The organism is Jeotgalibacillus proteolyticus, from assembly GCF_050107735.1.
Lineage (GTDB): Bacteria > Bacillota > Bacilli > Bacillales > Jeotgalibacillaceae > Jeotgalibacillus > Jeotgalibacillus proteolyticus_A.
This window is the reverse complement of record NZ_JBNILO010000001.1, coordinates 256758-281047: the sequence shown is the minus strand read 5'-3', so window position 1 is coordinate 281047 and position 24290 is coordinate 256758. Positions and strand designations below refer to the sequence as shown.

22 protein-coding genes and 1 pseudogene are annotated in these 24290 nt (G+C 39.6%); 9 read left to right on the top strand and 14 right to left on the bottom strand.

Features of this window, described 5'->3' with window-relative positions; all coding sequences use genetic code 11:
• Positions 1 to 4: 4 nt before the first annotated feature.
• Positions 5 to 628 carry a hypothetical protein gene (locus tag ACQCT8_RS01575; RefSeq protein WP_426867933.1) on the bottom strand — a complete coding sequence of 208 codons (624 nt, stop codon included), beginning with the start codon at positions 626 to 628 and terminating at the stop codon, positions 5 to 7.
• Between the two features lie 342 nt (positions 629 to 970).
• Between ACQCT8_RS01575 and ACQCT8_RS01570 the strand changes: the two genes are divergently transcribed.
• Complete coding sequence (locus ACQCT8_RS01570; RefSeq protein ID WP_426867932.1) at positions 971 to 1795, top strand: hypothetical protein; 825 nt, start codon at positions 971 to 973, stop codon at positions 1793 to 1795.
• Positions 1796 to 1813: 18 nt separating this feature from the next.
• Entirely contained in the window at positions 1814 to 3637 is a 1824-nt protein-coding gene (locus ACQCT8_RS01565; protein WP_426867931.1) for a TcaA 3rd/4th domain-containing protein, read from the top strand.
• Between the two features lie 151 nt (positions 3638 to 3788).
• On the opposite strand, the gene ACQCT8_RS01560 is transcribed toward ACQCT8_RS01565, so the two are convergent.
• A complete protein-coding gene (locus ACQCT8_RS01560) occupies positions 3789 to 4193 on the bottom strand; it encodes a GNAT family N-acetyltransferase (protein WP_426867930.1) in 405 nt (134 codons plus the stop codon).
• Positions 4194 to 4463: 270 nt separating this feature from the next.
• On the opposite strand from ACQCT8_RS01560, the gene ACQCT8_RS01555 reads away from it, so the two are divergent.
• Entirely contained in the window at positions 4464 to 5372 is a 909-nt protein-coding gene (locus tag ACQCT8_RS01555; RefSeq protein ID WP_426867929.1) for an aminoglycoside phosphotransferase family protein, read from the top strand.
• Positions 5373 to 5424: 52 nt separating this feature from the next.
• On the opposite strand, the gene ACQCT8_RS01550 is transcribed toward ACQCT8_RS01555, so the two are convergent.
• From ACQCT8_RS01550 to ACQCT8_RS01535, 4 genes are all read right to left on the bottom strand, one after another.
• On the bottom strand, positions 5425 to 6021 hold the full coding sequence (locus tag ACQCT8_RS01550) for a hypothetical protein (RefSeq protein ID WP_426867928.1): 597 nt from the start codon (positions 6019 to 6021) through the stop codon (positions 5425 to 5427).
• 136 nt (positions 6022 to 6157) lie between these two features.
• Positions 6158 to 6532 carry an immunity 22 family protein gene (locus tag ACQCT8_RS01545; protein WP_426867927.1) on the bottom strand — a complete coding sequence of 125 codons (375 nt, stop codon included), beginning with the start codon at positions 6530 to 6532 and terminating at the stop codon, positions 6158 to 6160.
• A 444-nt stretch (positions 6533 to 6976) separates the two neighbouring features.
• Positions 6977 to 7396, bottom strand: a complete 420-nt coding sequence (locus ACQCT8_RS01540) for a hypothetical protein (protein WP_426867926.1) — start codon at positions 7394 to 7396, stop codon at positions 6977 to 6979.
• Between the two features lie 26 nt (positions 7397 to 7422).
• The gene (locus tag ACQCT8_RS01535) at positions 7423 to 9243 is read right to left on the bottom strand and encodes a T7SS effector LXG polymorphic toxin (RefSeq protein ID WP_426867925.1); all 1821 of its coding nucleotides are present in this window, start codon (positions 9241 to 9243) and stop codon (positions 7423 to 7425) included.
• Between the two features lie 252 nt (positions 9244 to 9495).
• Between ACQCT8_RS01535 and ACQCT8_RS01530 the strand changes: the two genes are divergently transcribed.
• The gene (locus tag ACQCT8_RS01530; RefSeq protein WP_426867924.1) at positions 9496 to 11037 is read left to right on the top strand and encodes a hypothetical protein; all 1542 of its coding nucleotides are present in this window, start codon (positions 9496 to 9498) and stop codon (positions 11035 to 11037) included.
• A 341-nt stretch (positions 11038 to 11378) separates the two neighbouring features.
• Here the strand turns inward: ACQCT8_RS01530 and ACQCT8_RS01525 are convergent, their stop codons facing one another.
• The 4 genes from ACQCT8_RS01525 to ACQCT8_RS01510 all read right to left on the bottom strand — a co-directional run bounded on the left by ACQCT8_RS01525 (position 11379) and on the right by ACQCT8_RS01510 (position 14428).
• Complete coding sequence (locus ACQCT8_RS01525) at positions 11379 to 11894, bottom strand: tubby C-terminal domain-like protein (RefSeq protein WP_426867923.1); 516 nt, start codon at positions 11892 to 11894, stop codon at positions 11379 to 11381.
• A 326-nt stretch (positions 11895 to 12220) separates the two neighbouring features.
• Positions 12221 to 12979 carry a prolyl hydroxylase family protein gene (locus tag ACQCT8_RS01520; protein WP_426867922.1) on the bottom strand — a complete coding sequence of 253 codons (759 nt, stop codon included), beginning with the start codon at positions 12977 to 12979 and terminating at the stop codon, positions 12221 to 12223.
• Between the two features lie 261 nt (positions 12980 to 13240).
• Complete coding sequence (locus ACQCT8_RS01515) at positions 13241 to 13759, bottom strand: GNAT family N-acetyltransferase (RefSeq protein WP_426867921.1); 519 nt, start codon at positions 13757 to 13759, stop codon at positions 13241 to 13243.
• 57 nt (positions 13760 to 13816) lie between these two features.
• Positions 13817 to 14428, bottom strand: a complete 612-nt coding sequence (locus ACQCT8_RS01510; protein ID WP_426867920.1) for a TetR/AcrR family transcriptional regulator — start codon at positions 14426 to 14428, stop codon at positions 13817 to 13819.
• A gap of 155 nt (positions 14429 to 14583) precedes the next feature.
• Between ACQCT8_RS01510 and ACQCT8_RS01505 the strand changes: the two genes are divergently transcribed.
• From ACQCT8_RS01505 to ACQCT8_RS01490, 4 genes are all read left to right on the top strand, one after another.
• Positions 14584 to 15315 (top strand): ABC transporter ATP-binding protein, encoded by a 732-nt coding sequence (locus ACQCT8_RS01505; protein ID WP_426867919.1) that lies wholly within the window; start codon positions 14584 to 14586, stop codon positions 15313 to 15315.
• Positions 15312 to 16340, top strand: coding sequence for an ABC transporter permease (locus ACQCT8_RS01500; RefSeq protein ID WP_426867918.1), 1029 nt, complete (start codon positions 15312 to 15314; stop codon positions 16338 to 16340). The genes ACQCT8_RS01505 and ACQCT8_RS01500 overlap by 4 nt, the downstream gene beginning before the upstream one ends.
• Positions 16341 to 16690: 350 nt before the next feature.
• Entirely contained in the window at positions 16691 to 17707 is a 1017-nt protein-coding gene (locus ACQCT8_RS01495) for a hypothetical protein (protein ID WP_426867917.1), read from the top strand.
• 558 nt (positions 17708 to 18265) lie between these two features.
• Entirely contained in the window at positions 18266 to 19906 is a 1641-nt protein-coding gene (locus ACQCT8_RS01490) for an L-lactate permease (protein WP_426867916.1), read from the top strand.
• Positions 19907 to 19933: 27 nt separating this feature from the next.
• Here the strand turns inward: ACQCT8_RS01490 and ACQCT8_RS01485 are convergent, their stop codons facing one another.
• From ACQCT8_RS01485 to ACQCT8_RS01470, 4 genes and pseudogenes are all read right to left on the bottom strand, one after another.
• Entirely contained in the window at positions 19934 to 20056 is a 123-nt protein-coding gene (locus ACQCT8_RS01485) for a hypothetical protein (protein WP_426867915.1), read from the bottom strand.
• Positions 20057 to 20076: 20 nt separating this feature from the next.
• On the bottom strand, positions 20077 to 20925 hold the full coding sequence (locus tag ACQCT8_RS01480; RefSeq protein WP_426867914.1) for an SGNH/GDSL hydrolase family protein: 849 nt from the start codon (positions 20923 to 20925) through the stop codon (positions 20077 to 20079).
• A gap of 89 nt (positions 20926 to 21014) precedes the next feature.
• The gene (locus ACQCT8_RS01475) at positions 21015 to 22712 is read right to left on the bottom strand and encodes a polysaccharide deacetylase family protein (RefSeq protein WP_426867913.1); all 1698 of its coding nucleotides are present in this window, start codon (positions 22710 to 22712) and stop codon (positions 21015 to 21017) included.
• Between the two features lie 118 nt (positions 22713 to 22830).
• A pseudogene (locus tag ACQCT8_RS01470) lies at positions 22831 to 23441 on the bottom strand (transposase).
• A 155-nt stretch (positions 23442 to 23596) separates the two neighbouring features.
• Here ACQCT8_RS01470 and ACQCT8_RS01465 point away from each other — a divergent pair.
• Positions 23597 to 24247, top strand: a complete 651-nt coding sequence (locus tag ACQCT8_RS01465) for an SDR family oxidoreductase (protein ID WP_426868300.1) — start codon at positions 23597 to 23599, stop codon at positions 24245 to 24247.
• Positions 24248 to 24290 lie beyond the last annotated feature (43 nt).

Sequence of the window (24290 nt, the reverse complement as noted above, 5' to 3'; positions counted from 1 at the left end):
CTCTTTAGAAAAATAGTATGACGAAGAGTGCTGCACCGCTAAGCCCCACACTCCATTTTATTTTTTTGTTTTGTTTAACCAGTTCAACCCTTGCCCACGAGGATTCCTTATCTACTTTGTTTTCAAATGAGGAGACCTTATTTACTAGTTGATCTTGTGCTGCTAGGATAGCGGACAGCTTTGTTTGGATCATCTTGTGATCTTGATCTTGAGACTCTTTGATCGCTAAAGTGGAGCGATCAATTTTCCCATTCAGGTCTATTATTTTTTTCATCAACTTTTTCAAATCTTCAGAATTTCCCTTATTCAACTTCTCCATTTCTGTATTCGATGTAGTGAACTCGTTGAACAGATGGACAATCGAACGATTGAGTTGAGCAGCATCTTCACGGCGATTCTGATCCAACTGTTCCAGCTCTTTCAGCAATATGTTCAACTTGTCAGAGAGGTTCACCGAGTAATCCTTTATATGTTGATTAAACTCGCTTTCTGAGGCGCTTAAATCCAGAATCTCCTTAAAGAGAGAATCTATCGTTTGCTGAATTGATTCTGTTTCCACTAGAATTTCAGCACTCGCTTTGCCAAGACCGGCAAGATATTGTTGAGTACCAGGCTCTACCACTGCCATATTGCAGTCCCCTCTTTCTAAACAGTTAACTTTTCAAACAAATACCATGACTTTATTCACTCATTTATATAGTAATATATAACCATTATACTATTATAAACACGATTTGTATCCACTATATTTACAAAAAAGGGATATAAATTCGATTAGAAGTAAGGAGATAATTAAAATTCAGCAATCCTTATTTTAGAAAAAATTTTATAATTTATATCATTGTGATTTAAACTACTAGAAGATTTTTCATTGACTTAATTGGGAATTATTTATAAAGTTAAATAGATTAGTAGGTCTTAATGCTTATTTTTACTAATCCATCTAATTCGATATGAGGAGAGTGTTTGTATGAAGTGTGAGAAATGTGGCAATGAGCAAGATGGCGGGAAGTTTTGCGGGAAGTGCGGAACCAGTCTGATGGCTGATCAAAGTATAGCCAATCCTGCACAGGAAACGGTAATGCATCCTGCAGCTGAAGGACCTGTAAGCAGCACGCAGGTTCAGCAAAATGAGTACATAGAAAAAGCGAAAAAGACTGGAAAAGGATATTGGGCTTATCTGAAAACCTACATAAAATCTCCTTCTGCCATTTTTTCAAAAGGAGAAAATGAATTTGTAAACGGACTTATTTCCTTACTATTATTCAGCTTTATGCTTGCACTGGTGGCGTATGTCTTTATTCAAAGCATCTCCCGTTCGATGTTTGGCGGGTATGGAGATGCCTTTATGAATGAGTATGCAGGACCAACCTTTATTTCTGTGTTTGGCGGCTCGATGATTTACGCTGTGCTGAGCTTACTATTAGCAGCTGTTTCTTTATTTGTTGTAACGAAGTTATTTGGGGAAGGTCATTCGTTTAAGTCGATTATTTCGTATTATGGCAGTCATATGCTGCCGGGTCTTTTCTTAATGGCAGCAGCATTTATTTTTATTTTAATTCAGGCCTATGCATTTGGCACGATCATTCTTACGATTGCGATTTCCTTTACCGTCTTTATTCTTCCTTTATATTTGATTAGTTCTCTTTTAACGAAACAGTCCAAATCAGCAGATCCTCTATACGGATTCATCAGCTATGTTATTCTGTTCAGCATCGCTTTTAGCCTCTTCAGTTTCCTATTGGCTGATTCAGCGGTTGGCAGCTTTATCGATGATTTTGGGTCTTATCTTTAATGGAGAGGAGCTTTTAAGATGACACGATTTTGTAAGGAATGCGGATCTCCAGTCTCTGAAAATCACAGTATATGCACCGAATGCGGCCATCCACTTCCAAAGGTTGAAAAGATGGAGATCATCGAACCGAAACCGAAGCCTCCGAAATCAAAAAAACAAAAAGCATTTGTGGCAGCTGGAATGACCGCTGCGATTCTGCTTATAGGAGGAAGCTTTCTTGCAAGCCAGCAGGTTTCTGCTGAAACTACCATGAAAAAATTTGCCGAAGCCATCAATCAAAAGGATGCTAAAGCCCTCACTTCACTTGTCGTGCATGAAGACGGTTCGGCAATCGAGAAATTTGAAGCGGAGGCCATGCTGAATTTTTCTGAAGATGAACTTCAAGCGATCAAGGAATCCGTCAAAAATTCAAGCGCAAACCCCCATTTTGCCGATACGCTCTTTTATATTGAGCAAAACGGCAAATGGCTCGGCCTTTTCAACCGCTACTCGGTAAAAGCGGCCGATCAATACTCAGAGCTGTTTATTCCGGAGGATGAGGGAGAGATTGAACTTCTGTTAAATGGTACATCCGTTTCAAGTGATGAAGTAGAAACAGGGCCGTATGCACCAGGGATCTACACTCTGGCTTCAGCTTTTGAAAATGAGTACGGCACCATGACCTCTGAACAGGATTTGATGTTTGCAGGGACGAGCGGAAGCCTGCATTCAAATTCCGTTGAGTTTGACTTTGATTATGTAAGCTTTTATCTGAACCATAATCCTGAATACAATACATTCGTTAAACTTAATGATACAAAAATTCCGTTTGATTCCTGGGGAGAGACAGAAAACATCGGTCCTCTTCCTACAGACGGATCAATTACGGTTTCCATTGAAGCCGAATACCCGTGGGAAACGGTGACGGTTGAAGACATTGCCGTGGAAAGCTCACATCAGGAAGTGACAATCCCGCTGTTTACGAAGGAAACTGAAGAGAAATTCACAAAGGTAATAGCAGCCTACGGGGAAGAGTGGGTAAAAGCAAGAGCGAATCAGGACCTCTCCATTTTAACCTCTGCAACGGAGGAATGGAGAAACGATTCTCAGTATCTGATGGAGGACATGCAGGTGATGGAATTTGTTTATTCCGGACAGCTGGATGAAGTTCAAATTCAGCCATCCCAAGCGTTTATCACCAGTGTTGACGATTCCTCCAACCATCTTGCAGTACCTGTAAGCTTCACTACAACAGATTCCTACCGCTATACTGCAGATAAAGAAGATCTTGCGACACAAAATGCAGGGTGTGACCTCATCCTTGCTTACTTAGAAAAAGAGGACGAGTTTAAGGTAAAGGAATGCCATACAACTAATTACTACCCTTCTTTTTCAAGTGAAGTCATCATAGAAGGCTCACAGGAATATCATCAAGGCAAAAGTAATGGCAAGAAAGATACTAGTGAAGCCGACTTTGAATTTATAGAAGATGATACTGAATCACATGAAGCGCTTGAAGCATTTATGATCGAATACAATGACGCCAGTATTGCAGCGATAAACAATGTGGATTTCTCCATCGTTTCGTCTATGCTTGTCGATGGCAGCCCCCGCGTTCAGGAACAAAGTGATTTTATTGACCACCTTGGTTCCATTGGCGTTACAGAAGAACATGTCAGTACGACGCTTGAAGAGATGGAAGTCATATCTTCAACTGAGGCGCTAGCCCACACAACCGAAACATTTGTGATCTATAACGACCTTGGCACGCACACGAAGTCTTACAGCACCATTACTGAAGTGCATGCAGACGATGGGGAAATCAAGGTGTATGAATTGATTTCAACCGATGAGGTTGACTAAACCTGTACAAGTAGAGCCTGAGACAAAAAATCTGTCTCAGGCTCTTTGATCGACTCACTGCGCTTAAGTCAAACACACACCGCTCACCTACTGTTTCCATTTTCTAATCTTTCGCGGTAACCTCGGGAGCCTTTTTCGAGATATATTCGTCCTAAATACCCGACTGCCTTTCATAATTCCTTACTAGCATACTGTTTGATTTCAGCAACCCAAATTTCTCATAATAAGAAATTAAGTCATCATCGCAGCTTAAATCCACCATATACAGATCATCAAGCTCTTCTAACATGAGCTTTACTAGCTCTTTGCCTATCCCTTTATTTTTATACTCGGGCAACACTTCAAGGAACGGAATATAGGCGGATAGAACTCCATCGCTGATTGCTGTTATAAATCCAACTACTTGATTCGTATTTTCATCTACTGCAATGACTACCTTACTGCTATTTTTCAACAGTTTTAAGTGGGTTTGTGGGCTTGGAGGATTTGGCCAATCCACAAAAAAACCTGCCAACATTTCAGATGAAATCTCATTAAGACCATTTTTATAGATCATACTCGATCAACTCCTAATTTATTTTTTTATAATTAGGCAGTTGATCTCAATAATAAAGTAACAAAGAAGTGACCTCCAAACTATCTAATGGCATACGATAAGATCTTCGACTTAAAAACAAAAATCCCTTTTAATTAGTCCTTCTTTTTAATCATTCCAGAAATGTAAAATGTATAATAGTTTAGAAAATTCTTATATTAAAAGTATAACACTGGTATGATGAGAAATAGAAAAATCAGTTTAAGACTTGAATGTAAAGGTGGAACATTTATGCTGGATCTGAACAATCACCCTGCTTTTCAAACAATGAAACCGATTCATAAAGGATGGTCGAGCGACAAGAAATACTATGTGGAAACCCGAACGAATGAGAAATTGCTGCTTCGTATAGCCGATCGGAAAGAATACGACCAGAAGCAAATTGAATTCAACACGATGAAGGAATTAATCAATGAGGGTCTGCCTATTTCGCAGCCAGTTGATTTTGGTCTTTGTGACGAGGGCAGGAGTGTGTACTCGCTTTTCACGTGGTGTGAGGGAGAGGATGCAGAGACTGAGTTGCCTAAGCTGCCTCAAGCAAAACAATATGAACTTGGCGTAATGGCTGGGAGGATCCTGAAAAAGATTCACTCAATTCCTGCACCCCATGACCAGGAAAATTGGAGCACCCATTTTAACCGGAAGATTGATAAAAAAATGAAAAGCTATCTTGAATGCGGGATCCCATTTGAAGAGGACGACAAGGTGATGAGTTTTATTGAGGACCACCGTCATCTCCTTGAAGGAAGGCCGCAATCGTTTCAGCATGGTGATTATCACACAGGGAATATGATTATTTCTCCTGAAGAAAGCTTGAGCATTATTGATTTTAACCGGTGTGATTACGGCGATCCGTGGGAAGAGTTTAATCGTATTGTATTTAGCGCTGCAGTCAGTCCCCATTTTGCGACAGGACAGGTGAACGGCTATTTTGACGGTAAACCGCCTAAAGAATTTTTCTCCCTGCTGACTTTGTACATATACAGCAATATGATTTCCTCCATCCCCTGGGCGATTCCTTTTGGAGAAAAGCAGGTCGCGTTTATGAAAAGCCAGGCAAAAGAGGTACTGGGCTGGTTTGACGATCCGAGTCATCCTGTGCCGGCGTGGTATCAGGAGAGGAATTCACCTTCAAATTAAGTAAAAACAGAACCTCCTACTAATAGGAAGTTCTGTTTTTGGGGTAAACGATTTAATACGAAGTAACAAAATACCAATCTTCATCCATCTTTTCGATTTCTTTTATATCCCCGCCAAAAGCGTCGGTTTCCGGTTTCTCGTTGCTGTAAACAAATCCTGAAAAACCGTCCAATATCCCTCGAAAGGTGAAAAACAAAACAGAGTAGTCATCCCTATCTTTTTCGACTTTAATCTCTCCCCCGCCATTGGACAATGAGCTGTACTCTTCAGGCAGACGAATTAGTGAAGAATTATGTACGACATTCGGCTGAAAAGAACCGTCTTGAACTTGTGCGACCACCTCAAGACGCTCTGAATTATTCATGTTAAAATCCATTTCCAGGACAATCTGATTAAATGGAACAATAAACAACAAAACAATAGCTGCCGCCTGAACCCCAGTTGCCTTCCAGTTCCTTCTTCTGATCAAATCAATCAGCGCCATAATCAATACGACTAAGAAAAACCCGTAAACTGCCAGATACACGACTGGCATGACAAATGGAGTAAAGATCTCAACTAATTTCCATTGTACAAGCTGCAGAAGAAGTACGAGTAAGCTGCTTGTAATGGATAACCATAATAGAATAGTAGACTTAATTTTGGACACCCCTTTATATCTTCTTCCTTTTTTGGATTAAACTAAAGGATTATTTCAAAAATAGTAAGCTTCTCTAAAAAGGTAAGTTTGAATTGCGTATAGTTTTTGTTCTCATATACCTATGCTGTTTCTAATTAAATATTTCTTACTCATATTTAGTAGTCATAATAAAGTCAAAGGTATCTGTGGAAACAATTTCGTTATTATACCTAAAGTTATAAATTAGAATGACTGCATTATAAGATTTCTTCAATTCTATGTTACTTTTAACATTTGGTATGACAATCTCATCATATGAACAACCATCTAATAGTTTGGCTATATCACTACTACTGTGCTCATGGACCGCTTTTTCAATTGTATCCTCATCTGTTTCGTCCATATCAATATTAAAATCGATAAAAAATTTTGAAGGAATGGATTCGCCATCCTCATCATACGTTAAGTCTACATACTCTTCTAAAGAGTTTTCTTGATTGAAGTTTCCAAACCAAATAGAAACAAATCCTTTTTTCTCCACTTTGGTTCCCTCCTATTTTAATCTTAAAATGTGCTCGGTAACTTGGCTGAGTAATACTCAAAGCAAGACAAACTTAGTCTTGACCCTTCAGTATTAATTTGGATAGCCGGTTAGAATATACTTCCCTTCTCCATCTTTTTTTAAGACAATTCCAGCATTTGTCATATTCATTTTTCGGGGTGTTGGAGCCGACAGGTTGGTAGGCACTGTTGAACAGTTGGTAGAGATGGCTGGTACTCATCATGTTGACGAGAGGACCGTTTTGCCAGGATAGGAAGGATTGTGGGACGGTGCTGGCAGCCGCTGACATGCCCGCTGAACCCACGTCTTGTTCAGCAAAAAAACCTTGAAAGGTATTTAGCCAATCAAAGTATCCGTTTAATTATATTTTAATCACCTAGTAACTCCAAATAATATTTGTCATTTTCTTCTATTCCAAACTTCTTATTGTTGAACTTTCACAAGAAAATCTTCAAGTATTTTCTTTACTGCTACTCCTGATTTAGGGATTAGCTCATTTACACGATTTATTATGGAGTGATTGTCTAATATCATTTTTTTACTCTCTGGAGTTGTAAAACTTCTTAAAGTATCAATACATATCTCAAATAATTCCTCATCTTCAATGCTGAGTAATGATAACAGAATCTGAAGTTCATATATATTGCAGCTACTATCCATACAATATGCTAGTTTTTTTTGCCATTCTAAAGGTTTGATAAGTACTTTGCTTGCTAACTCTTCCCAGTCACTTGAGCTAAACTCTGATAGTATTTCACTCGCAATTATACAACCATCGTCGTACCAAGAATCTATTGTTGTTTCAGCTGATATTAGATTATCTAAATCTTTATACTTATTCATGATTATTCCCCTTCATTTTCTTGACCTTAAAATCCTGTTGGACGAGGTGCATTTACTGAACCTGTTGGATAAGAACTTGTTACGTTATCACCAACTTTAATGACATCAATTTCTACACCATTTACTGTCTTCCTATGCCAAGTTGCTCCATCTCTTAATCTTGTTGAAATTGCTGGTGTATCCCCAACCTCAATAACACTATTAATTATTTGCTTATCACTCCATGTATCTGGAAAGAGTGTGCTCTTTTTTAGCTTTGATATATTGCCATCAGTAAATTGTCTAGTAAGTACAACCTTCTTTGTACCATCAGCATTTGTTGATAATACTTCAACTGCAAAATTATTATTAGCATTATTGATACTTGGCGAATGTCCACCAATTAAATCATTCTTTGGAACTTTACGTTGACCTTCTAGTATCTTGACCTCCATATCTTTACTAATAACGGTCTTTGAATTAATTAAACTATTAGGATTACCCGCACTCTTACCCCCAACCTCCTCAACCTTCTTCCCCCCACCAGCCAAATCAAGCCCTTCATCAGCGGCTTTCAACGGTTTGAGGAAGGTAAACATGTAAGCCAGGGCGATTTCATCCGGGGTAGATTCCGGGTCCAGCAGCACGGCGACATCTTCGAACATAAATCTCATGCCGGCGACAAAATAGTGTCCGCCTTCTTCCAATCCTACATCCGAATTCGGGTTTCCGAGCACTTTTCTCATGTCGGCTAAGGTAGGGTCGGGATACTCCCAGTCTGCCGTATTGCCTGGAGTCGACGAAGCAGATGAATGTGCTGACGGGTCTTGCAGATACTCTCTTAGCGCTTCCGTCTCTTCTTCCGTTATGGGTTCTGGTTGAATTCCTTTTTCAGCCTGCAGTTGTTCCAGCTGTTTTTCCACCTCATTTTTAGGGGTGCTCGAGGCGACAGGTTGGTAGGCACTGTTGAACAGTTGGTCGAGATCGCTGGTGCTCATCATGTTGAAAAGAGGACCGTTTTGCCAGGATAGGAAGGATTGCGGGACGGTGCTAGCAGCAGCAGGGTCCGCTGTCATGCCCGCTGCACCCACGTCTTGTTCAGCAGACGACCGATGTGCTTCCCGTACCTTTTGTTCTTCCTGTTTTCTATCTATGTATTCAAGACTTTTTTCTCGTGTTCCTTCTATGCTGGTGTATGCTTCACTCTTTTCAAAAGCATGGACATTAAAGGCAATGGGTGTGATGGCACCGTTTTGAGTCGTTGATTTGACCAGGGAATCGAGTAAATGACGGACCAGCCGCTGGGAATCAAGAGACAGGTCGTACTCAGTAACCAACGTATGATCATATTCCTCTACCTTTTCTATTGTATCATTTCGTTTCGTTTTCGCGTCCTCTATGGATACTTCCATATCAGCAGTCGAGTATGCCTCAAGCGCAACCAGATCACGGACTCCATCCAGAATTCCCGCCAAATCCTTGTGCTGTTTTTGAATCATCTCTGCCGTCCTGACGTGAGCGGTTTCAAGCTCTTCCTCTAAAAAAGGCACATCCACAAACGATGATCCGCCAAGCTGCCAATCCTCAGCCATTGCCCCAACATCGCTCATAAAAACCATCTGCTGATCGACAAACCCAATCCACATTTCCACAATCAGGCTTTGTGCGTTGAAAAAAGACTTGATCGCATCCGCTGCATTTCCTTCAAACGCCTCACCAAGATCTGTAACAGCAATCATTTTCTCTTTCAATACGAATAATTGCTCTCTAAAGGTCTCATACTGACCCACCCGCTCCTCCATCGTCTCTCTAAGAGCGGCCGCATTATAACGAACGGTCTGAGACATCGCTTCACTCCCTTTTTCCATTTCTAGTATTTTCCTCTAGTGTAAAGATGGAAGGGAAAGTCTGCCAACCTAAAACATGTAAATATTGTAAAATGAGTATAAAGACCTAACTCCTATAGAAAAAATACACGTAATACTCTTTGAATGATAATGGAAATACAGTCTACTTGATTTCTTTAAATCACTTAAAAACCCACGTCATCCATATTTTAAAATCACTATATAAATGATATGATAAAAAACATGACGAAATTTGGGGGCATTTGTAATTAAATGAAAAAATTTTATACTATACTACTAGTTATTATTATAGTAATCAGTTCTGCATACGTTATTTTTACTAAGTCAGAATCATCTCAGCAATCCCATTCTTCTTTCCCCGAGTTGGCTTTAGATAACGGTGAGATTAAACAACTAGATACAAAGACAGATACCAACCACGGAATTAAGGACGTTACGTACCTTTACGATTTAACAAAAGAAAATAAGGCAATCGGTGAACTGACACTGGTTCAAAGAACTTTTTCTACTGGTGATAAAATGTATTTTGCTGAGATCGATGCCAGCGATGAGGTCTCGCTCAACATCACTCTTGAAGAAAATCCAGATGAATTGACGCATGAGACGTTAGATAAAACGGTGGAGGAAGTATACCCCTTTAGAAAAGATAGAACGTTAGCTGACCCATTAACGAATAAACTTACCTATCTTGAAAGCCGGGAACACTCCTTTTTATTTGGCAGTCAAATCAGTTTTCAGGATATTAGTGAAGAAGAGCCTTCGGATGGTTCTATGAGTCATGTTTTAGAATTACTGGCATCAGATCACTCCATTACGACTGATGACGAGGTATCTATCCAGTTAAAGACCAGTGAAAAAGCCCATACATGGTGGATGGAAAGTGATGAAAAATTATTCATGAACATGGATGATTTTGAAGAGGCATATGAGATCGGGATAGACGAATTCCGCTGGATCACCAAAGATATGCTATACTCACACGGATTAAGTTCAATATTTCCGTCAAGTGAAGACGCATTTGTAAATTCTCTCGTCAGACAAAGCGGAAGAGCTTCTTCAATAAAGCTGATGAACAAACCGGATCACAGGTTTTGGATCAATATTAACGAACACCAGTTTAAGTCTCTTGAACTAAGACGTCATGAGGATGGAATGTGGCATACCAACTATACAAGTACTTGGTTAAACAAAGCGTATGATTTTGGAGCAGATTATATTGACTCAAGGCATAATGATAATATTTTCAGAAGCCAGTTAAGACGGGCAAACTATTTGGGATATAATGAGTACGCTGACAACTGGAACGTTTACGCAGATTTCTTAGTAAAACGCGCTGATGAAGGGAGCATTTTACAGACCTCTACCGGATACTTTTTAATTGATTACTACGAAGATGATGCGGATCAATTAACGCATGTCTCGTTAAACCATGCATTAAGTTTAATGAATTACTTAATAGCAAGTTATCAGGAAACAGGAAACTCTGAGCTTTTACCAACGATCAAGGCTCATCAGAATGCATTGGAAGAAACGGCGGAAGAATGGATAAACGAAGATGGGTACTTAAATTATCAAGTAAATACGGATGGATCGTATAGCGGGGTTGATTATAATCTCGTTACCTATTACGACCTTTTATATTCAGTTGAGTTAATTGAAGAGGTATTCCCTGAGGATCAAACAGACCACCTCGAACAATTAATCCAAGCAAAAGAAGAGCAGCTGATCGATAACGGTCTATATAAATACACGGACCCTTCTAATATCGAAAAATATATGGGTCTGATTGAATAATCATAACCCGGATCTTCCTGATCTAAGTTACGACTATACTATTCACTCAACAGACTCCTTCTTTTGAAAAAGCGGCTTCAAACTATTAAAGTTTTGGGCTATTCACATATGCGTTTGCCCTGTTTCCCAAAATCAGAGATTCAAAAAATCTACCTGTTAAATAAAAGCCAGCCCTCTTTTCTGTTGAGAAAAAGAGAGCTGGCTTTTTTCAGTTGGATCCAATGTTGTAAAAATTTAAAAGGATAGTAGGATGATGTTTCCTAGCCTCTCCAACTCAAATACAGCAAACTATCTTATTGAACTTAATGTATGTTGGCGTACATCAATTATCCCTAACAAAATTATTGCCCGATTTCATACGTGTAAAGCAAACAAATAAAAAGAGCTTCATTAAGATTTTCATCAAAAAACTCAATCGTATATTCACGTGGAGGGATTCTACCTGTGTATGATAATCTAACCACTTTTTTATTGTCCAGGGAAACAATAGTTTCTTTATCCCCAAAGTTACTCTCAATAATATACTCTTTAGATTCAATGGAAATAACCGCTCTAGGGTGAGTTTTAACCATACTTTTATCTTGTAATGTATAGCTTAAACCATTAACTAAATCGCGTACTTCCCATCTGGGGCGACCAAAAAGCCTCACTGCATCAATCGTTTCAGCAACTTCTTCATTTCTGCGGAAAACCCGGACATTCGTGACGAACCCCGGCATGATTCCAGTTAAAATTCCTTGCCATTTAGCAGTAAAGAACTTTTTAATCGAATAAACTTCTACTCCTCCTCTATCTTTTACAGATAAAGGCGCCATAGAATTAGTTAATACAGGCATATCAAAATGATAAATACTCATTTTTTCACTCCATTTGGAAATATCGCATCCTGAGTTAACTTTTAACTTAATTTCAGGTGTCAGATACTTGGTATAGTTTAATCCAATATTTGATCGTTTCCCCAGTATTTAAATTTGAAACTTCTTCATTAAAGTCTTTACCATTTTTATAGAATGCTTGGTCGTTCGAATGGGAAATAGGGGAGGATAAGAAAAATCTAAGCTTCTCTTATTCCAGTATAGAATATGAACTGTTCGTCATCAGGCAGTTCTTCAATAAAAAAAACCTTGAAAGGCGTTAAGCCACTCAAGGTTATCTTTTGAGAAATAAACTCACCATCATCTAGTTACCGCACACGTTTTCTTCTCATCCATTGTGTCGCAACCCACTTTTCTCCTTTTACAACAGGCGCTCCACCATGAAGCGTTTTTTCGTTCAGTTCTTCATCGTTGTAAAAGTATTCGAAATAGACGGCCGAACCTTTTTTGGGGGTAACCGTAATATTTAAATCAGGAAAGTAGGTTTCTCCCCCCTCTTCCACGTCATTTAAATAAACAACCATAGTGCTAATACGATTATTTGAAGCTGCTTTACTGGTCGGCAAAAAGAAATCATGGTGTGCTTTGTACTCTTGTCCAGGCGTATAGTTTAATATTTGCAATCCCTCTGCGTGCTCGACTGGGATATTCATAATCTTGCTAAGACGTTTTTCAATCGTGCCTATCACATCATTTTCCGACTCCTCAAAGAACATGCCGCTGCTCGTTCTCATTTGATTGACCACACGCTCACTGCTAATCTTAGAACGTTTCATTCGATCACCCGATAATTCAATCAACTGATCACATTCTTCATGGCTCAACACATTTTCCAACAGCACAACTAAAGGCCACATATGCAGCTTCGTAAACGGGATGGTTGTATCCCCGACACTAATAGCAGATCCAACGGAATCAAACAGATGCTGTTCTGATGCTTTTTCAGGTTCGGTACTGTTTCCATTTGAAGAGGCTATTTTTCCCGTGTTTTCTTTTACCAGTGTTCCAACATATCTACAGGACTGTTCTTCCGTTTTGGTTGAATAATGGTTATACTTTCTTTTCATACGTCTTCCCCGTTCTTTTCTAATTTTTAGAATATTAACTTTATTATACCATTAATCTTCTTTATGAAGCTTAATTAGAAATAACATTATTTTTCAAAACATGTAAAATGAGCAAAAGGAACTAAAGTTTTTCTATAAAAAACTGCCATTGCTTTTTTATATGCAATGACAGTCCAAACTTTCACATATTTACTTCTCTCTCGTTTCGTGATTTTAACGCAATAAATTATTCCTGAATTAGATTAGCTCTTCATAAATCGTTTAACTCAGAACCTTTTCATAAAACGATAACACTCGTCCATTATAGTTCCGCTCTTCTATGAAATGAAATCCAAGGGAGGTTAAGGTCTTGATCGATTTTTCGTTCATTACTCTCACTCTGGCTGCTACTTGATTAACATTCAAAGTATGATTCGCAAAGTCAATGGCTGCTCGAGCTGCTTCACTCGCGTAACCCCTCCCCCAGTGGTTTTTACTTAAAAGGTACATGATTTCAATATCTTGTGTGTCTTCAATAAAACGGAGTCCACAGTGTCCGATGATTTCAACAGAAGATTGATTTACAACGACCCAGACGCCAAATTGATGCTGATTCCAGTGTTCAACTAATTTTCTTACATACTCTTCTGTTTCTTCAAAAGATAACCCCTTGGAAGCTGCAAGCCATTTTCCTACTTCATGTTCCTTGACGATTTTATAAATGTCAGCCGTGTCTTCGAAGGTTATTTTCCTCAAATAAAGTCGATCTGTATAGATTCTTTCATTTGAACTTTCATTCATCTACATCCCCTCCTTGTTGTAGTTGTTTAATTAAATCTTTTTAAAATTCCTGCTTCATCACTTCTTCACCCCCGCCGCAAAAAACGGCCCATTCACGGTCATGGTAAAGATAATCCGTGCAATTTCTTCCGGTGACTCCTCCCCATTTTTCAGCCATTCCTGAAGAACGCCGATATGCGCTGAAGCAATGTAGGTGACAAGATAATCGACGGGGACGAGGAGGTTTTCCTGTTTGAAAATGGTTGGGTTGCTTTTAAAGAGGGCCTCTCCCATGAAGCCTTTGATCTTTGTTTGAAAAGACAGGTCTCCATTTGGGCCAAGCAGGGCTTTCATTAAGCCTCTATTGCGGTTGATAAATTCGAAAAATGGGACAAGCATGGTAAAGGGAACGATGTTTTCCTTGTTTGAATCTAGATCAGCAATGACGTTTGGCAGGTTTTTGATGATTTTATTCTTCATTTCCTTCATCAATTCTTCCTGGCATTTGGTCAAAAGATCATACTTATCCTGATAATGGGCGTAAAAGGTTCCACGATTAATATTCGCTTTTGTCGTGAGGTCCTTGATCGTAATTCCCTCAAAGCCTTTTTCCTCTATTAATTCAATCATTGCTTGCTTAATGGACTCTCTTGTCCGAATGACGCGTAAATCCAAATGTAGATCACTCATATCCAATCCTCCTGAATTTTTTTCAACATATTGTGAGAAGCTGTTGGATAACCGACAGACCCTTCGTTTTTGATGATTGTAGAGCACTCGATAAGCGCATATAGTTGAGTTAAACAACACGTTGTTGATTATTTTATCATACTGGAGGGATTGAGATGGATATTCACGTGTCTCATGTTCATAAACGCTTTGATCAGCACCATGTTATAAAGGACGTCACGCTTACGATTCCGTCAGGGGAAATATGCGGGCTGCTTGGTCCTTCCGGCTCCGGAAAAACAACGCTGATTCGCTTGATGATCGGAGCAATCGCAGCAGATGAAGGGTCAGTTCATTTCGGGGACGTCAAAATCCCGAATATGAATATGTTAAAACAGGTAGGATTTATGCCGCAAAATGATGCTTTGTATGATGATCTTTCTGCAGAAGCGAATTTGCATTTCTTCGGAGGCCTGTATCACCTTGATTCCGCCACCCTAAACAAACGCATGGACGAAGTGCTCTCCATCGTGGATTTAACGGAACATCGAAAGAAATTGGTGAAGAAGTTTTCAGGAGGGATGAAAAAGAGACTTTCTCTTGCGGCAGCGATCTTGCATTCTCCAAAAATCCTGTTTTTAGATGAACCCACTGTTGGAATAGATCCAGTGCTGCGCCGGACGATCTGGCAGCAGTTTCAAACGATTAAACAATCCGGCACGACGATTATTGTGTCCACCCATGTGATGGACGAAGTAACAGAATGCGATCAGGCAGCCCTTTTATATAATGGTGTCTTGATTGACTATGATACCGTCCCGAACTTGATCCATAAGACGGACAATGGACGTGTGGAGGAATTGTTTTTGATGGCTTCTGCTCAAGCGAAGGCGGGTGAACGTCCATGATGCATTTAGCTCGGCGTGTCATCCGTCAAACGATCAATGACAAACGGAGCCTGATGATGATCTTAGTCGCTCCCCTCTTAATCCTGACGCTCGTTTATCTTTTACTCGGGGATTCTGATTATGTACCAACGGTCGGAATGGAAAAATCCACACTGCCCGACCCTCTTGTAACCGCTTTGGAAGAGCAGGATCTTAAGATTAAAAACCTATCGAATGAAGAAGTGGAGGAAGCAAAAAGCTATTTAAAGGATCACGAAAATGTAGACGCGATCTTTACCTTCTCACAGAATGAAGGCATGGACATCACCCTGTATGAACCCTCCACTAAAGGAGCGAGTGCAGCAAGTGAAATCCAGGAAGCGATGACGTCCTTAAACCCTTCAGCAAAAGTGGAAATGGCTTATGTCTACGGAGACCAGGAGCAATCCACCTTTGATTCTCTAGGCTATGTTTTCTTAGCTCTCTTTTCGTTCTTTTTAGTCTTCATCATTTCAGGAATGGCACTGGTCAGAGAACGGACCGGGGGAACACTGGAACGGCTGTTAATGACGCCGATTAAACGAGGCGAGGTTATTCTTGGCTATACGATTGGATACGGGGTATTTGCAATCGTTCAAGCGATCCTCATTGTCCTGTATACAATCTTTGTTCTTCAACTAAGCTCTGCCGGAAATATCGGATGGATTCTGCTGGCTATGGTCCTGTTAGCCGTCACAGCCGTGATGTTCGGCGCCACCATATCCGTCTTTGCCAGCTCAGAACTGCAGGTGGTTCAAATGATTCCATTTACAATCATCCCACAAGTCTTTTTTTCCGGACTGATTCCGCTCGACCTGATTCCGTTCGGGCTGGGAAATCTAAGCTACATCATGCCGATTTATTACGGAGCCGCTGCGATTAAAGGGGTGATGGTTTATGGAGATGGTTTTATGCAGATTTGGCCGTATCTTCTTGGGCTCCTTACCTTTGCAATTGTTCTGTACGTGATCAATACGCGGGCGTTGAGAAAGTTTAGGAAACTATAATTTTAAAAAAGAACCAGCCTTCTTTCTAAAAGATTGCTGGTTTTTATATGTTTGTAAAGAATAGATTACAAACATTAGATTGTTCTTAATAAAAATCAAATGCATGGAAATATATTAAAAATAGCACTTCATTAAGCTGAATCTTTCCGTTCTTTAATAAGAATAATTTATCATATTTAAGGATAAATAAAAATTTTAACAAGTTAAAAAGAACTATTATAAAGCCATTAAAAAGGATTTTAATAGGATTTATAAATATTTACAAAATATATATTGTGTTCGTTATAACGATCAATTATGATAGGAAATGTGGAAAACACACCACTATCAAATCTAATGGGGGCTAGAAAATGGCGATTGTCAGCACTAAGGTTGGAGCAGTACTATTGGCATCTGTAGTAACAATGGGAGCAACAGGTTTTTATTTTACAGAAGGAGAAACTGTTGATGATGTTAAGCTTCAGCTAGCAGAACTACGCGACAAAGTGGTTCAGTACGATTATTCTGAGAACGCTTTATTAGAGAAGATCGGCTTAATTAAAGCGGATGCTACTGAAATGTTGACAGATGCAAACGGTAAAATTATTGATGCAAAAACTGAGATTAATAATTTAAAAGCAGACAAAAGTTTCCTAGAAACACAGATTGATGGATTGAATACGGATGTAGCAAATTTAACTGCAGAAAGAGATCAACTAGTGGCTGATCTGGATGCTGCAAATGATACAATTGATGAGAAAAATGCTGCCATCGACGAATTGAACTCTACTATAGATAGTAAAAATGCTGAAATTGAAACGTTGCAAGGTCAAGTGGCTTCACTTGAAACTCAATTGGCAAATTTACAAGCAGAATATGATCAACTTGAAGAAGATTACAATGCTTTGGTAGCTGAGAACACTGACAATAAAGCTGAGGCTGAACGTGCAAATGCAGAGGTTCAAAAAGCAAACGAAAAAGTAGCTGAACTTGAGGGGATTTCTCAAGAAGTTGAAGAAGACACTGATAGTTTAGATGCTCTAACTCAAGAAGAATTGGATGCTATTGGAACGGAGAACACACCAGACGTGTTTGATGCAGAGTTAGTTGTAAAGAACCTAAACCTTACGTATATCCAAGATGGGCAGTCTGAAGAATTCAAAGCAGCTCATCCTGACCTCGATATCCAACCAGGTGAGAGAGTGTGGAGAATTACGAACGACAACGAATTTAAGGTTTACGTAGAATATGTTAAAGGTACAGAAGACGGCGAGCTTGTGGCAAATCCTTCTCAAACATTCTACATGACTGAATCCGGTGGTAGCATGATCATTAAATGGCAGGACGAAAATGGTGTTTGGAAACAAACCGTTAAAGCTGGTGCGTAAATAAATAAAAGTGAGAATGTCGCCCAAAGCGCATTCTCACTTTTTTGTTGATAATAAAAACAGATTAAATAAGGAAGAATAATAGACTGAGATATAATTCTACTAGTGCAAAACAGAACAAATTAGCCAATAAATAATGAGACGTTTCATCTACGTGTAAAAAGATTCATATGATCCAAGAACTCACGACTCCCATCCCATTAGTTGTCATTTTTAAGAATTCATTTTCCTTCATTGAAACAGTTGCCTTCAGCGAACACTGAACTATGCCTGTGCCTGTGCCTGTGCCTTAGTTTTGCAAAAGAGGATAGAGAGAGAACAATGAACAATTAATTATTATTTGATAACAAGATAAACACCAGCTACTCGTATAAATTATGTATAACTATGCGCCTATTTAGTAGCTTTAGCACTTATCTTATATTTTCATGTGAAATATTTCACAAACCATTCTCCCTTTATCCCCACCCGCCTGATATACTAAAAGAAAACGAACAAAATATTCCATTTTCATCTGCAATCATGCTTCTCATTCTAAGTAGTCAGGATGATGTGACGATGACAGCCTTGCAAATTATCACTGCATTGACTCCGGTTTTGTCTGTGTTCATTTTTCTTGTGATTTTACGTTTACCCGCGACCAAAGCCATGCCGATCAGTTTACTGGTGACGGCTTTGCTTGCTTATTTTGTGTGGGAGATGCCTTCCATACAGATTTTAGCAGCTTCAATTGAAGGGATAATCATTGCGGTTTCGATTCTTTGGATTGTCTTCGGTGCGGTGCTTCTACTTAATACACTTTCTAAAAGCGGGGCGCTTGATGCGATTCGTGAGGGATTTACGGTGATCTCAGCGGATCGAAGAGTTCAGTTGATTATTATTGCCTGGCTGTTTGGGTCGTTTATAGAAGGAGCCGCCGGTTTTGGAACGCCTGCTGCGATTGCGGCTCCGCTTTTAGTGGCGCTTGGCTTCCCTCCTCTTGCGGCTGTGTCACTGGCTTTGATTGCGGACAGTTCAGCGGTTTCATTTGGTGCGGTTGGTACACCGGTGATTGTAGGGGTTCAGCAGGGGTTAAATGAAGGAAGCGCGCTCGCTCCTGGTGTTGAAAGTGAATTAGGAGACTTGTCGATCACACAGTACCTCCAGGAAATTGCCAGTACAGCCGTTTTTGTGGACTTATTTATCGGAACGTTTATTCCAGTGTTATTAGTATGCATGCTGACACGTTTCTTCGGTGAAAACCGTTCATGGAAAGAAGGGCTCAACATTTTTCCGTTTGCTGTTTTTGCGGGATTAAGTTTTACTCTTCCAGCTTTTGTGGTTGCGACCTTTTTAGGTCCTGAATTTCCTTCAATTATTGGCGGACTAGTTGGACTTATGATTGTCGTTCCCGCTGTTAAAAAGGGATTTCTACTGCCAACCAAACCATGGGATTTCGGCACGAATACAGTTGAACCAAATTTAAAAGAAAACATCCCAACCAACGTAATGCCGCTTTGGCTGGCGTGGATTCCCTATTTGCTTGTTGCCGTCTTTCTCGTCCTGACGAGAATTGACGTTCTTCCTTTTAAAGACTGGCTGCGATCAGTCCAAGTTGGCTGGGGATCTATTTTAGGAACCGAAATCAGTACCTTTTTCGAACCGTTTTACTTACCAGGAACGATCTTCTTCGTTGTGATCATCATCACCATTTTTCTTCATAAAATGAGCGGAAGCTGCGTGAAGGAAACATTCATGATTTCAGCAAAAACGATGGCAGGAAGCACCATCGCACTCGGAGCAGCGGTGCCTATGGTTCGAATCTTTATTAATTCCGGCGTCAACCATGCAGAACTGTTGAGCATGCCAATGGAGCTGGCCGTAACGGTGTCCGCTGCAGTAGGTGAACAATGGCCCCTCGTCGCGCCGGTCATTGGAGCACTTGGATCGTTTATTTCAGGCAGTGCAACTTTCAGTAATATGATGTTCTCCCTCTTCCAATTCAGCATCGCGGATCAAATTGAAGCCGATCCAAAAGTCATACTCGCGCTGCAGGTCCTCGGAGCCAACGCCGGCAACATGATCTGTGTCCTAAACGTTGTTGCAGCCGCTTCTGTTGTAAACCTTGTTGGGAAAGAAGGCACCATCATTCGAATGACACTTGTGCCGATGATGCTTTACGTAGTGATGGCGGGGGTGATTGGATTTTTGTTATGGTGAAATACTAAATGCTGTGCTTAATACAATCTAAACTAGCGCCTCAGGATTTCCTACAGGCGCTAATATTTCTATTGCTATCTGGCGATTGGACATTTCTTTTTTCACTGATTCATCTTGTGAGAAGACGTAAGTTTTTTCATTCTTTACCACACCGTTTCCTCCAACAGAGATTAAAAATCTGCGTCTGAACTTCCTTCGATTAGTGCAAACAGGACACTATTTGCAATTAGCTCTTGTCCAGTTTCGTTAGGATGGAAGTGGTTAAAGTTTAATTGGTCAATACTGCTATTCTCTGCCTGATCTTTGTAATAAGAGTACAGGTCGATAAACCCTAAATCATTGTCTTTAGCTATTTCTTTAATTGCATCATTATATCCATTTTCAAGCTGCTCGTTAATTTCAGGACTCATTGTGTAATTCGACGTTCTTAGTATTATCTTCGCATCTGAACCATCTTTTATAGAGTCAATCAACGTCTGATAATTTTGTCTAAACTGGTTCAATGACACCTCATTAACCACATCATTTAATGAAGAGTTTACAACTACTAACTCAGGACTAAATCTTAGAACATCATTCCTTACCCTCTCCTGCATAGCCAATAAATCATTGCCAGATACCCCTGCATTTCTAACTTTTACATCGAAGCCAAATAACTCATGAAATTTAGAAGAAATGATTTCTACATGGCCGGGCAATCCGTTAGTGTAATCGTTCTGCTCAGTCGTAGAATCTCCCAAGAATACTATAGTGGCTCTCCCGCCTGAGAGTAAATCCTCAAAAACCGTATGCTCTGTCCCAAAAGTTTCGTAGCGTTTAAAATCCCCAGTATCAGTGGAATCTCTAAATTCATTGTACTTAGTGATTAATTCTTGTCTCTCTTTTTCTTTTTGCTCTTGTAATTTTTCAATGGCATTATCGACTGCTTGTGCATTTTCTGTGCTGTATGTTAAGTATCCACTTAGTGCTACAGCAACCAGAAGAAAGGTTGATAGAACAAGTAAAATTTTCATCTTCATGTAATTAATCCCCTTTTTTATATTTTACAGGGATAATTGTACCATTAAATTACTTTATATGTTTATTAAATTACATAGATGGGATCAATTTATTTTTTTACAACAATATCACTATCTACCAATATAGATAAATCAGGGAAGTTTTTAGTGTACTGAAGTTCGATAACATCTCCTGCTTGTAGTGATAAGAAATTTCTAAACACGATTGTTTCTTTTGCTCCGTTAGCAAGGTTTATGGAAAAGGTGTCATGAGATTGTCTGGTACCATTGATTAATGGTATAAATCTAATAACCCCACTTGAAGAAGTACCACCTTGAACCTGCATAACAGAACTTATTTCGTAGATGCCCGTTTTAGATACAGTGTAGCTTCCTGATGAAACGTTGTCGTACTCAACAACTTGACCAGGGAAAACGAATTTGAAGTAATCAGTATCCATTGCAATGGTTGTATTGAGCACGATCGTTCCGCCTGCCACACTTACATTTAAAGCAGGATGGTTGTTTTCTGGTGGGCTTTTAGGCGATAGAAACTCTAAATACGGATACTGCAGTTCGAACCTTACATTTTCAGCTTTTCTTTTTATAAAACGGAATTTCATTTCAACATGCGTATGTTTATACGAAGAAAGATACGGTAAGTTAAACTTGGATTCTACTTCGTATCCTGCTGTTGTCGGGTATAACTGTGTATCTTGCGAGAGTTCTCTGACAAGTGTACTTCCATTAAATAGTCTTAAAATAATCCTCAGATCAGCAGAGTCTACTGTGGTTGATGTATTAGACAGGATATTCGCTCTTACGCTAGCAACAACATTTTGTTTGAAATCTGTTTCTACTTTTTGAGAGACTTCCGCCCAATCAGCTAATGCTACATTGTCCAGTATGAAAACATATTTAGCATTAACTGCTTGTGGGAAAATTGTAGCTGCGTTATTAGATTTTGACTGAACCCATCCTTTTCCCGCACTATTGAACTTCGGATTAAACAACCGATTCTCGCTTGCCTTTAATACGACTGGATCAGATTTCATATCCAATGCAGACGATTCCTTAGCAAACATCGTAGAGTGATCTGTGTAAGCTTTTTTAAGTGTTTTCACTTCAAGTGTTCCTTGATCTACTTTACTTTTTATAAAGTCCATCAACGTTGTGAAATTGCTTACTGACACGTCAGAATCATTCACGTTGTGCGCCCATATCACAATGAAATCTTTGTTTGTGATTGCTTGGTTAATCCAGCCCTGAATAGAAGCATAATCACTTGCAAAGCTCATTCTAGGAATTGCGTGAGATACTTCTTTATTAACTGGTGTATAAGTTTGATACGCATAATTCATGAACGAGTAATCAAAATTGTTTACGATGTTTGGTATGTGCTTAGAAGCCACATTGCCTACAGGAGCGACAAATCCATTTGCATTAATACCTAATTTTTTGATTGCTTCCTTTGATTCTCTTAATTGGGATTCTGACCACTTCACATCGTAAGAATTTGTAAATTCTGTGTGCAGTGCCGAATGAGATAATATTTCTACACCCTCAGCATGTAATGTTTTTAATTGTTCAACTGTCATAAAACCGTTTGAAGGATTTTGTTGCATAAATACTTCGGTAGAAATGGCTAAATTCCATGGCAATCCTCTACTTGCTAATATCCCTCTAGCGTTTTGCCACAAGGAAGATTCTCCATCGTCAAACACGATAGAAACGATTGCTTTATCATTACCGAGCCACTTAAATTTATTTTGTGATAGCGAACTAATCTCTTCCCCTTTATGAGCCAACGACGCGGCAATTCTGGCTATCTCTATGAGCGTTTATAGACAAAAGCATATTTAGATGGTTTCCCATAGACACTAATTCTTAAATATTCTTTATCTATCCAAAAGATCGATCATTCATTTAATCAACCGTAAAGAAACTTCCCTCATCTTTCTTTGCTTCCTTACTCTTCTCCTCCACCGATAAACAATACAACATTCGCCTTTCCCCTCCAGTTCCATCGTAATGATCTAAGAGGATATCTGTATTCATATAATCTGGTTTAGGCATGGTTCAGTATTTATAGAAGGAGTAGCTGCTCCATAGGTATTGCTCACATTTTTTGACCATGTTTGCTGCGATGGGGTTTAGATGTATGTAGCGGCTCACTTTAAGCATACCTACTTTGCCTTCAGCTAACTGATCATAAAAGCGTTTTTCAAAGACATGACCTGTTAAACGATAGCGGGTGTTGTAGTAGTTCGCATATCGTTTGTCTACGAGCGACATGATTTTTGAAACGGAACAGTCTGGATCCAGTGATCGAAGGAGAAGGTAGAAATGGTTTGTCATAAGGCAGTAGGAGGCTATTTCAAAGGGGTACTTTTGGTGAAGGTGGGTTAAGATGTGGAAAAAGGCTTCAAAGTCCTGGGGTTAAGAAACAGGGGATCACGCCGATTACCTCTGCTAACTATATGATAGTAGCAATGCGGCAGCCACGTTCGTTTTTTCGTGCCATTAGTTTTTACCAACCAGCAGAATCACCATACATTCATATGAATCTTCTTTGATAGGTATTACCTCAATCTGCAGAATATAGTCTTCCAAACTACTTAATCTACTTTCTAAAATTTTGATCGTCAAAAGCAAAACCTCAGATTCAATCTGGGTAAGGTGAAATGAAGAAATACAGAGAAGAAATGGGAATCCTGATCAGACGGATGTGAAGGAAGAGATTGAACAGCTCGGCAGAAAGTGCTCTATTATTCCATGCGATCTTGAAAAGATAGATCTAGTGAAATCGGCGATTCCCAGTGTCGTCTCATTCGGAAAAGTTGATATCTTAGTCAATAATGCAGGCATACAGCGCCGGTCGCCATCTGTTGATTTCCTTGAATCCGATTGGGATGATGTTCTATCGATCAATCTAAAAGTCGTCTGGCTCCTATGCCAGGAAGCAGGACGCCATATGGTAGCAAGAGGAGAAGGCAAAATCATTAACACCGCTTCCCTCCTTTCTTACCAAGGAGGATTGACCTTACCAGCTTATGCAGCAGCAAAAGGCGGTGTGGCACAACTCACAAAAGCCCTCTCTAATGAATGGGCAAAAGAAGGTGTCAACGTAAACGCAATCGTCCCAGGCTATATCGCGACAGACATGAATACCGCCTTAATCGACGATCCCGTAAGAGGCAAACAAATTCTCGATCGTATTCCTGCGGACAGATGGGGAAACCCCGATGATTTTAAAGGAACCGTCATTTATTTAGCTTCGGAAGCTTCTAGTTATGTACATGGTCATTTAGCGGCTGTTGATGGGGGTTGGTTGGGGAGGTAGTTTACTCACTTCTCTCCTTATACTTCGTACAATAATTAATACT